General features: G+C 31.0%; 8 protein-coding genes. 4 read left to right on the forward strand and 4 right to left on the reverse strand.

Going from position 1 to position 9,178, the window contains the following annotated elements; genetic code table 11:
* Positions 1-86: 86 nt before the first annotated feature.
* Together B3578_RS13080 and B3578_RS13085 are read right to left on the reverse strand one after the other, a co-directional pair.
* Entirely contained in the window at positions 87-1,868 is a 1,782-nt protein-coding gene (locus B3578_RS13080) for an aminopeptidase P family protein (RefSeq protein WP_286496375.1), read from the reverse strand.
* Positions 1,869-1,966: 98 nt separating this feature from the next.
* Positions 1,967-2,440 (reverse strand): DUF4265 domain-containing protein, encoded by a 474-nt coding sequence (locus B3578_RS13085; RefSeq protein WP_038331503.1) that lies wholly within the window; start codon positions 2,438-2,440, stop codon positions 1,967-1,969.
* A gap of 98 nt (positions 2,441-2,538) precedes the next feature.
* Here B3578_RS13085 and B3578_RS13090 point away from each other — a divergent pair, with 98 nt between their 5' ends.
* The 4 genes from B3578_RS13090 (at position 2,539) to rimO (ending at position 6,842) form a co-directional block, all read left to right on the forward strand.
* Complete coding sequence (locus B3578_RS13090) at positions 2,539-3,696, forward strand: THUMP domain-containing class I SAM-dependent RNA methyltransferase (protein WP_038331505.1); 1,158 nt, start codon at positions 2,539-2,541, stop codon at positions 3,694-3,696.
* A gap of 5 nt (positions 3,697-3,701) precedes the next feature.
* On the forward strand, positions 3,702-4,136 hold the full coding sequence (locus B3578_RS13095) for a DUF2750 domain-containing protein (protein ID WP_291049310.1): 435 nt from the start codon (positions 3,702-3,704) through the stop codon (positions 4,134-4,136).
* A 6-nt stretch (positions 4,137-4,142) separates the two neighbouring features.
* Entirely contained in the window at positions 4,143-5,180 is a 1,038-nt protein-coding gene (locus tag B3578_RS13100; RefSeq protein ID WP_291049312.1) for a glycosyltransferase, read from the forward strand.
* Between the two features lie 357 nt (positions 5,181-5,537).
* The gene (gene rimO, locus B3578_RS13105; protein ID WP_291049314.1) at positions 5,538-6,842 is read left to right on the forward strand and encodes a 30S ribosomal protein S12 methylthiotransferase RimO; all 1,305 of its coding nucleotides are present in this window, start codon (positions 5,538-5,540) and stop codon (positions 6,840-6,842) included.
* Positions 6,843-6,907: 65 nt separating this feature from the next.
* On the opposite strand, the gene B3578_RS13110 is transcribed toward rimO, so the two are convergent.
* Entirely contained in the window at positions 6,908-7,258 is a 351-nt protein-coding gene (locus tag B3578_RS13110; protein ID WP_219035247.1) for a hypothetical protein, read from the reverse strand.
* 21 nt (positions 7,259-7,279) lie between these two features.
* On the reverse strand, positions 7,280-8,962 hold the full coding sequence (locus B3578_RS13115) for an RluA family pseudouridine synthase (protein WP_286496377.1): 1,683 nt from the start codon (positions 8,960-8,962) through the stop codon (positions 7,280-7,282).
* Positions 8,963-9,178 lie beyond the last annotated feature (216 nt).

Genomic DNA, 9,178 nt, shown 5'->3' on the forward strand with positions numbered 1-9,178 from the left:
TGTCTAGCTGAATTTATTTTCAGTTTCTTATTTTTTTATGTCTGATTCTGAAACGAATTTAGAATGACTTTTTGTTGAAATTAAATTTACTTAGAAATAGCCTCACATTTTTCTTTTAACCAAGTTGTTTCTTTCTCATCTAAGAATGGAGAAATTTTCTCGAAAACAAATTGATGATAATTATTCAACCATGCAATTTCTTCGTTTGTCATTAAATTAACATCAATCAAATTTTTCTCAATTGGGAAAACTGTAATAATCTCAAACTTCAAGAAATCACCAAATTGAGTTGACATCGCTGGTTGAACAATCATTAAATTCTCTATTCTAATTCCGTATTCACCATCGCGATACAAACCTGGCTCGTTAGAAAGTACCATTCCAGCTTTAAGTGGCGTTAAATTTTCTTCTAAACGAATACTTTGCGGCCCTTCGTGCACACATAAGAAATGACCAACACCGTGTCCAGTTCCGTGTCCGTAATTGAAACCGTTTTCCCAAAGCGCTTTACGCGACAAAACATCTAACAAAGAACCACGAGAATTAATAGGAAAAATAGCTTGCGATAAACCAATATTTCCTTTAAGAACTAAGGTATAATCTGTTTTTTGTTGTGTCGTTGGTTCTCCTAACATCAATGTACGCGTAATGTCTGTTGTTCCTTCCAAAAACTGAGCTCCAGAATCAATTAGCAACATTTCTTTTCGTCCTAATGTATAAGCAGTTTCAGGTGAAGCAGAGTAGTGGTTCATTGCACCGTGATCAGCGTATCCACAGATTGTTCCGAAACTTACACCTTTACAATTTTCCTGTTGTAAACGGAAAAATTTCAATTGCTCATCAACTGTAACTTCATTAATGTTATTTTCGATATTTTCTTCTAACCACATGAAAAATTTCGTCAATGCAACACCATCTTTTACCATTGCATTTCTGAAGCCTTCTTGTTCGATTTCGTTTTTAACAGATTTTAGATTTGTTACTGGAGAAGCAATTAAATTAATAGTTGAAGAAGTAGAAATTGCTTCGTATAACGATTGATTAACTCGATTTCCATCTACCAATACATGCGATTTTTCGTTTTGTTTCTTTAAATAATCGTAAACCGCTAAATAAGGTTGAATTGTAATTCCTTCATTTGCTAAAGCAGTTTTTGTTTCTGGAGTTACTTTTGCTTCATCTATAAATAAATACGCATTTTCTGTATCCACAGCGGCATATGAAATTGTCAATGGATTATAGTTAACATCATTTCCACGAATATTAAATAACCACGCAATTTCATCCAACGAATTCATGATATATACATTGGTATTTGCTTTTTTCATCTCATTGCGCACTTCCGAAATTTTTTCTGAAGCAGATTTTCCAGCAAATTTTACATCATAAATATAGAATGGATTCTCTGGTAAAGCAGGACGATCTTGCCAAGCTAAATCAATTAAATCAATATTTTTAACTGAAAGTTGATTGAATGAAAACTCGTTATAATTTTCTGCAAAAGCATTGTGCGCAAACATTTGCGGATTAAGACCAACAACTTCTCCTTCTTTTAATTGAGAAATAATCCATTCGTTGATAGAAGGAGTTTCTGGCATTCTCATTTTCATCAACTCAAAAGTCGTGTCTTTTAATTGATCTTCTGCCTGAATAAAATATCTCGAATCCGTCCAAACAGCCGCTTTTTCTAATGTTACAACTGCAGTTCCAGCCGATCCATTGAAACCTGAAATCCATGTACGCTCTTTCCAACGATTTGGTAAATATTCGCTTCCGTGCGGATCTGTTCCAGGAATAATTGTTGCGCTAACTCCATTTTGTTTCATAACCTCTCTCAAAGCTGAAAGACGATCTGTGATTTTTTCCATTTTATATCGAATTCTAAAAAATTAAACTTTAATAGCCGAAAGGTACGAAGAATGTCGATGAAGGAAAATATAGAAATTAAGAAATATTATTAAGATTATTATCTGGTTTCATCACGATGTTTTTCTGATAAAACAGGTTCTGCAAAAGCAATAAATTCATTTTCTTGTAATTCGATTAATTTATCAAAAACAGATTTATAATTTATTTTTAAAGGAATTTCTAGAACAAAGTATTTTTCATTCAGCGCTTCACTTTCACAATTCAAATTCTTGAAAATATTTCTAATATCATCTCTATTAATTTCATCATTCATTATTATAACTTGAACTGTCGAATTTCCAGAAAATTCAATTACTTTTCTAAAAGTCAAACATTCTTCATCGTTATCATATTCAGCAAATACTATATCGTCACTTGAAAAACATGGACCATAGAACGGAATATTTTCAATTTTATATAATCCTTTTTCTTTGTCTATGGTTTCTGTCCAAAGTGTTTCAACTATTTCTTCTTCTAAAACCTTACTATAATATCGAACCAATATTTTTTCATATTTAGTTTCTTGATCCATGAAATATTTTTTGTTAAGATATAAATTAGTTTAGAATATCGAAAAACAATTATTCCTTTCTCAATTTCCTTTATTTCCCGTACTTTTGTAAAAATTTTATTTCCTTGGAAAATTTCAGAATGATTGCGAAAACCTTTTTTGGTTTCGAAGAAATATTAGCGCAAGAATTAAAAGCGTTGGGTGCGGCAGATGTTAAAATCCAAAACCGAATGGTTGAATTTAATGGCGATTTAGGTTTCATGTACAAAGCAAATTACAGCTTGCGTACTGCACTTCGTATACAGAAGCCAATTCTTTCGTTTTCTGCGAAAAATGATCATCAATTGTATGAGAAATTCAAAAAATTCCATTGGGAAAATTATCTAAATGTCGATCAAACTTTTATGATTGATCCAACTGTTCATTCAGATTATTTTACGCATTCGCATTATGCTGCTTTAAAAGTGAAAGATGCTATTGTAGATCGATTCAAAGAAAAAAATGGTCGTCGTCCAAGCATTGATAAAGATTTTCCAGATGTACGTTTTAACTTACATATTTCGCACGATAAAATTACGTTGTCGTTAGATTCTTCTGGAGAATCGTTGCACAAACGTGGTTATCGTGAAGAAACTGGTCCAGCTCCAATTAACGAGGTTTTAGCAGCAGGTTTGTTGTTGCAAGCGGGTTATGATGGAAAAGGAAATTACCTTGATCCAATGTGTGGTTCGGGAACAATGTTGATTGAAGCGGCGATGATTGCGAATAATATTCCGCCACAAATTCATCGTAAGCATTTTGCTTTTCAGAATTGGCCAGATTATGATGAAACATTGTTTACACAAATTCGTAATACGCGCTTAAATCGAATCAAAGAATCTGAATATAAAATTGTTGGATACGAAATTTCTCCAATGATGGTAAAAATTGCGCAGATGAATATAAAATCTGCTGATTTAGAGGATTTTATTGAAGTTAGAAATCAAGATTTCTTTACATCTAAAAAGGAATTGTTCCCAGTTTTATTGGTGTTCAATCCGCCTTATGATGAGCGTATCGAAAATAATAACCAAGAATTTTACAAACAAATTGGTGACACGTTAAAATCGAGTTATCCAAATACATTGGCGTGGTTTATCACATCAGATTTACAAGCCAAAAAATATGTCGGTTTACGTCCTTCGAAGAAAGTAAAAGTGTTCAATGGTAAGTTAGAATGCGACTTTTTACAATACGAAATGTACGAAGGAAGTAAAAAAGCTAAAAATCAAAATTAAGAGAAGTGAGTCAATTTATAAAAGAAATTTGTCAAGATCAAAAAGTATATCTTTTAACTTCGGAAGAAGGTTTTGCTGTTTCGTATTCAGAGGAATTTGAGTATGAAGATGGCTCTAATTTAGAGGTTATTTGTTTTTGGTCGAATACAGATTTAGCTGAAAAAGCGAAACAAAATCAATGGGCAAATCATAAAATTGATTCGATAGATTTGAATACTTTTTTAGAAGAATGGTTGTTCGGAATGATTGAAGAAGTTTCTTTGGTTGGAATTAATTTTGACGAAACTTCGAAAGGAGAGGAGCAAAGTCCATTGGATACTATTTTGGCAATTGTTCATGAATTGAATCAATCAAAATCAACTTTCAAATTGAAGCATTTTAAGAATTTAGATGAAATTCAGAAAGTAACTTTAGAATTGAAAGAATCATTCAATCAATAATATATTTTGGAAAAAGAAGATTTACAACTTTCGATAATTATTGCCGTTTACGAACGTCAAGATGAATTGACAGAATTATTGTCAAGTTTAACGAAACAAACGGATAAGTCATTCGAAATTATTATTGTAGACGATGGTTCTAAAAATAAATTGGATGCTGTTTGTGCTAAATTTGAAATTCAATTAGATCTTCATTATTATTACAAAACAAATTCAGGTCCAGGAAAATCGAGAAATTATGGAATGGAGAAAGCGAATGGAAATTATTTCATTTTCTTAGATTCTGATACGATTATTCCTGCAACTTATATTGAATCGGTTAAAAAAGAATTGACAACTAATTTTGTTGATGCTTTTGGCGGACCAGATGATGCAGATGACTCGTTTACAGATTTGCAAAAAGCAATTACTTTTTCGATGACTTCTTTCTTAACAACAGGAGGAATACGTGGAGGAAAAAAGCAAATTGGTAAATTTCAGCCACGTAGTTTTAATATGGGAATTTCACGAAAAGCGTACGAAAAAACGGGTGGATTTGCTGATTTGCGTGTTGGAGAAGATCCAGATTTATCGCTGCGTTTGTGGGAAAATGGTTTTGAAACGCGATTATTTCAAGATTCGAAAGTGATACATAAACGTAGAACTTCGTTAAAGAAATTTGCGAAACAAGTGTATCAATTTGGAGTTGCACGCCCAATTCTTAATCAACGACATCCAAATTATATCAAACCAACTTTTTGGTTTCCAAGCTTATTTTTTGTCGGAACTTTAGTTGCATTTTTATTTTTATTGTTGAGTTTTATTCTTCCAAAACATCGATTTATTCTTCAAATTCCATTTGTTTTGTGGTTAATTTACATGTTTTTGATTTTTATTTTCTCAACTATTCGTTTTAAATCAGCGGTAGTTGGTTTATTGTCGATTCAAACAACTTTAATTCAATTTTTCAATTATGGTTATGGATTTTTAGAAAGTCAATTCAGGTTGAATATTCTCAAACAGAATCCTAAAAAAGTTTTTCCGAGTCATTATCATATCGATTAAATATAAAAAATAAAGGTCAAGAGAAATCTTGACCTTCTTAATTTCAAAGCATTGCTTTGAAATCTAACTTAAAATACTAATAAACTCAAATTTAACATTTATTGTTGAGATTAAATCATAAATACTCTATTGTATTTTGTTAATCAATTAGTTAAAATAGGTTTACTGAATGAGTTTTCAATAGAATATCATAATAATTGATTAATCTTCTTAAATAGTTAGTTGTATAGAAATCTATTCTATTTAAATCCATTTAGGTTTAAAAAATTTTATTTTAGCTATTTATACTAGTTCCATTCAATCTTTTCGATTAGTTCTCTCAAATATTTCGTAATTTTGCAGACTTAAATTAGAGTAATGCGTACAAAATCGACTGGAAAAAAGAAAATTAATGTAATTACGTTAGGATGTTCTAAAAATGTATACGATTCTGAGGTGTTAATGGGACAGCTGAAAGCCAATGGGAAAGAGGTTGTACATGAACAATCTGGGGAAATTGTAGTGATTAATACTTGTGGTTTCATTGATAATGCAAAGGAAGAAAGTGTTGATACAATTTTAGATTATGTGCAACGTAAGGTAGATGGTTTGGTAGAAAAAGTTTTCGTGACAGGATGTTTGTCAGAGCGATACAAACCAGATTTAATTGAACAAATTCCAAATGTTGATCAATATTTTGGTACGCGCGAGTTACCATTATTGTTAAAAGCTTTAGGAGCAGATTATAAGCACGAATTAGTTGGAGAACGTTTAACAACAACTCCTCGTCATTATGCTTATCTTAAAATTGCAGAAGGTTGTGATCGTCCTTGTTCTTTCTGTGCAATTCCTTTGATGCGTGGAGGAAATGTTTCTCGTCCAATCGAAGATTTAGTTACAGAAGCTACTAAATTGGCAAAAAATGGAACGAAAGAATTAATTTTGATTGCGCAAGATTTAACGTATTATGGATTAGATATTTATAAAAAACGTGAATTAGCGACTTTATTAAGAGAGTTAGTGAAAATTGAAGGAATCGAATGGATTCGTTTGCATTACGCATTTCCAGCTGGTTTCCCAGAAGATGTTTTGGATGTAATTCGCGAAGAACCTAAAGTTTGTAATTATATCGATATTCCGTTACAACATATTTCGACAAAATTATTAAAATCAATGCGTCGTGGTACAACACACGAAAAAACAAATGCTTTGTTAGATGCAATGCGTACAAAAGTTCCTGATATGGCGATTCGTACAACGTTAATTTGTGGTTATCCAGGTGAAACCGAAGAAGATTTCCAAGAAATGAAAGCGTGGGTACAAGAGCAAAAATTTGATCGTCTGGGATGTTTTACTTATTCACACGAAGAAAATACACATGCTTATAATTTGGAAGATGATGTTCCAGAAGAAGTAAAACAACAACGTGTTGAAGAGATTATGGAAATTCAATCTCAGATTTCGTACGATTTGAATCAAGAAAAAATTGGAAAACAATTTAGAGTAATGATTGATCGCAAAGAAGGTGAGAATTTTATTGGTCGTACAGAATATGATTCGCCAGATGTTGATAATGAAGTTTTGATTTCTGCAATTGATACCTATTTACCAGTTGGTGATTTTGTAAATGTAGAGATTATCGAAGCTTACGAATTCGATTTAATTGGAAAAGTAATTGATTAATCAATTTTAGATATAATAAAAAACCACTTCAAATAAAGTGGTTTTTTTATGCTTAATTTTTTTCTTTATTTTTTCAATATTTCATCAAAAAATTCTTTCGAATCGTTATCAAACGTAGGTTTTTGTAACAATAATTGGGAGATTTTTACAATTTTATCAAAATCTTGTTGCGTAAAATATTCACCAAAATGTTCATTGCAAAAATCACCTAAATTTCCTAAAACGATATTCACTTCTTCTTCGCTCAACTCACCTTTTTGTTTCCAACGTTCACGGAACAAACTTGCAGCTAAATAAGAAGAAATATCGATCAAATCATCTATCGAAATATTAGATCCGTTTTTCAATTTTGCCATAATCAACGTATCCATATCGCGATAAATTACTTCTCGTATTGTCAAATCTTTATTTTCCATTCTTTGTATTCTTTCGCAAAATTAGAGATTAAAATTTGGATCTACTTGAAATTTCATCAATTCTTTCGTCTTCGGATGCGTAAATTCTAAGGATTCGGCATGTAAATGCAAACGATTTGTTTTCGTACCATATAAATCATCACCAATAATTGGTGCATTTAGTCCCAAACGATGCGAAGCATGCATGCGCAACTGATGTGTACGACCGGTAATTGGATAAAAATAGACAAGCGTTTTATTGTCTTTTCTTGCAATGACTTCATACTTTGTCTGCGCCGTTTTCCCATGTTCATAACAAACCATTTGTCTCGGTCTATCGTCCAAATCCACACGTAAAGGTAAATCTATAAAACCATTATCGCGCTCAATATTTCCATCTAAAAGTGCAATGTAGCGTTTCTGAACTTTACGTTTAATGAATTGTTGTTGAAGAAGTTTATGACTTTCTTTATTTAACGCCAAAACAAGAATTCCAGAAGTTGACATATCCAAACGATGAACAATAATTGGACCTGTTGCCAATGGAAATTGATGTTTAATTCTAAGATAAACCGAATCTTTAATCTCAATTCCAGGAACAGAAAGAAACTCTTCTGGTTTATTGATGACAACCAAATCATTATCTTGATATAAAATTTCTAACTCTTCAACAGTTGAATTTTGCTTCAACAATAAGTTTTCATTCAGTTCAATTCCTTGCAACATATGTCCTAAAATAGGCTCACATTTTCCTGTACAAGCTGGATAAAATTGACCATGTTTTCTAACCTCAGATTTTGGCGAATCTCCCCACCAAAACTCAGCCATACAAATTGGTTCTAAATCATTTTGAAACGCATATTGCAATAATTTGGGTGCAGCACATTCACCAGCAGCAGCAGGAGGTTGTTGAAATACAGTTGTTGAAAAAATTTCTAATAATCCTTTTTCTTGCTTAAACTTATTCAAGAATTGATATTGATTAAACAATTGATTTTGAAGTAAATTAGATTTTATTTTTCGTTCTTCTTTTAATGAATTGATTTCATTCTTAAAAACATTTATTTTGCTTAATAAAATCTGTTTTTCAGAATCAAGTTTTTCATTTAGAATTCTAAATTCATATTTATCACGTAAACTTTGTTTGACTAAATCTTCTTCAAAAAATTGAATTTCATCTTGAGATAAAGTTGGAGAAATTGTTTCTCGTTGATATTTTCGGTCTTTTTTATTTGATTTTAAAAGTTGTTTTCCTTCTTCAATTTTTAACTTAGAATTGATTTCAAATTGAATAAAATCTTCTTTAAGTTGTAGATAGTTTTGATCATTTTCTAATGATTCTAAAATACGATTGATTTCATTCAAACGTTCTTCTTGTTCTAAGAAAAAACCATTTTTATTCAACATATCAAAAATAGGTGGAACAAAAAATTTGTGTTGATTAGTATTAGCCAATTTACCTGAAACTGCCGCTAAATATCCTACTTCATTCTTTTGATTTCGAACAACTAAAACACCAAACATTTTACCAATTGGAGTGGAAGATTGGTCATTTTCTAAACCAAAATTATGTTCAAAATCGGTTTGATTTTCCAAGTATTCTTGTAGCTCTCTACATGCTTGCTTCGCAATTTCAGTAGGTTCATAATAAAATGGATAATCAAACTTTTTGGGAAGTTCGTACGTAGTAATTGGATGTTTAAAATATTGAAAATAATTGGACATTTGCTTCTTTAAAATCGATGCAAAGATACAGTTTAAGCAATAAATTTTGAAATTGTATTACTCAATTCGTTCCAATAAATACCAATTATCTTTCAATTTTTTAGATATTTTATATTCATTTTGAAATTCATAACGATTTTTACTCTCTGGACTTTTAGTGTAAAATAATTTATTATAGTTAACCCGTTGTGCATATTAAATAATTTGAGTTTTTAG

Origin of the sequence: Empedobacter sp. UBA1574 (genome assembly GCF_002322895.1) — a bacterium.
Classification (GTDB): domain Bacteria; phylum Bacteroidota; class Bacteroidia; order Flavobacteriales; family Weeksellaceae; genus Empedobacter; species Empedobacter falsenii_B.